The sequence below is a fragment of the Actinoplanes hulinensis genome (assembly GCF_019429605.1).
In the GTDB taxonomy this organism is placed as follows: Bacteria; Actinomycetota; Actinomycetes; order Mycobacteriales; family Micromonosporaceae; genus Actinoplanes; species Actinoplanes campanulatus.
Genome location: NZ_JAHXZI010000056.1, coordinates 1 through 1,040, shown reverse-complemented (window position 1 = coordinate 1,040; position 1,040 = coordinate 1). Strand labels below are relative to the sequence as shown.

At 67.8% G+C, this 1,040-nt stretch carries 1 protein-coding gene; it reads right to left on the bottom strand.

The window, feature by feature from the left end; genetic code table 11:
• Positions 1-21: 21 nt before the first annotated feature.
• Positions 22-914 (bottom strand): IS5 family transposase gene (locus tag KZ829_RS42530; RefSeq protein ID WP_372454040.1). Its coding sequence is split into 2 segments (ribosomal slippage): positions 22-503 and positions 503-914, totalling 894 coding nucleotides; the frame shifts between segments, so codons are not numbered across the junction.
• Positions 915-1,040 lie beyond the last annotated feature (126 nt).

Below are 1,040 nucleotides of genomic sequence, written 5' to 3'. Positions count from 1 at the left end.
TAGGACCTGTATCAAAGTCGGTTACAGCCATTCGTTGATCGCGGCGATGGTCACGGTGGCTTCGTAGCGGACGGCGAGTTTGTCGTACCGAGTAGCGACGGCGCGGTTGCGTTTGAGCCTGTTGATGCCGCATTCCACGGCATGCCGCTGCTTGTACCGCTCAGGGTCGAAGGCCGGTGGCCGGCCGCCCTTCGACCCGAGCTTGCGCCGGTTGGCGTCCTGATCGGCCTTGGACGGGATGGTCGCCTTGATCCCGCGCCGGCGCAGGTAACGACGGGTGCCCTTGCTCGTGTACGCCTTGTCGGCCAGGACCCGGTCCGGGCGGGTCCGGGGCCGTCCACCGCCGGGCCGGGGCACCCGGATCCCCTCGATCACCGCGATGAACTGCGGATTGTCCCCACGCTGACCGGCGGTCAGCACGATCGACAACGGCTTCTGTCCCTGCTCACAGCCCAGGTGCACCTTCGTGGTCAGCCCGCCCCGGGAACGCCCCAGAGCATGATCGGCCGGCTCGACCCGGCGACCACCGGGCGCCTCGATCTGAAGATCCCCCTTTTACGCGCACCAGCAGCATGCTGATGCGCCCGGGCGACCGTCGAGTCCACCGACACGTCCCAGACGATCCGGCCCGCCGCATCGGCGACCGTCTGCAACGCGGTCAGGATCCGCGCCCAGGTCCCGTCACGCTGCCACCGGCGAAACAGCGCATGCACCGCCGACCAGGACCCATACACCCCGGGTATGTCCCGCCACGGGGCACCGACCCGGACCCGCCACCGGATCCCATCGATGAGCTGCCGTTTCGTCCACTGCGACGGCCGACCCGGCCTACGACCGGCAGGCAGCAACGGCTCCAACGCCGCCCACTGCGCCTCGGTCAGGTCGAACCGCCGCGTCACCGCTAAGGTGTCCACGAGGTCTCCGGTGGTCTCCGGTTCTGCTTGGTCGCTAAACCGTCTACCGGAGACCTCACTGTCTATCGATCAACGACGCGCGTGATCCTCTCCACCCACCACCACCGACTTCGATACACGGCCTAG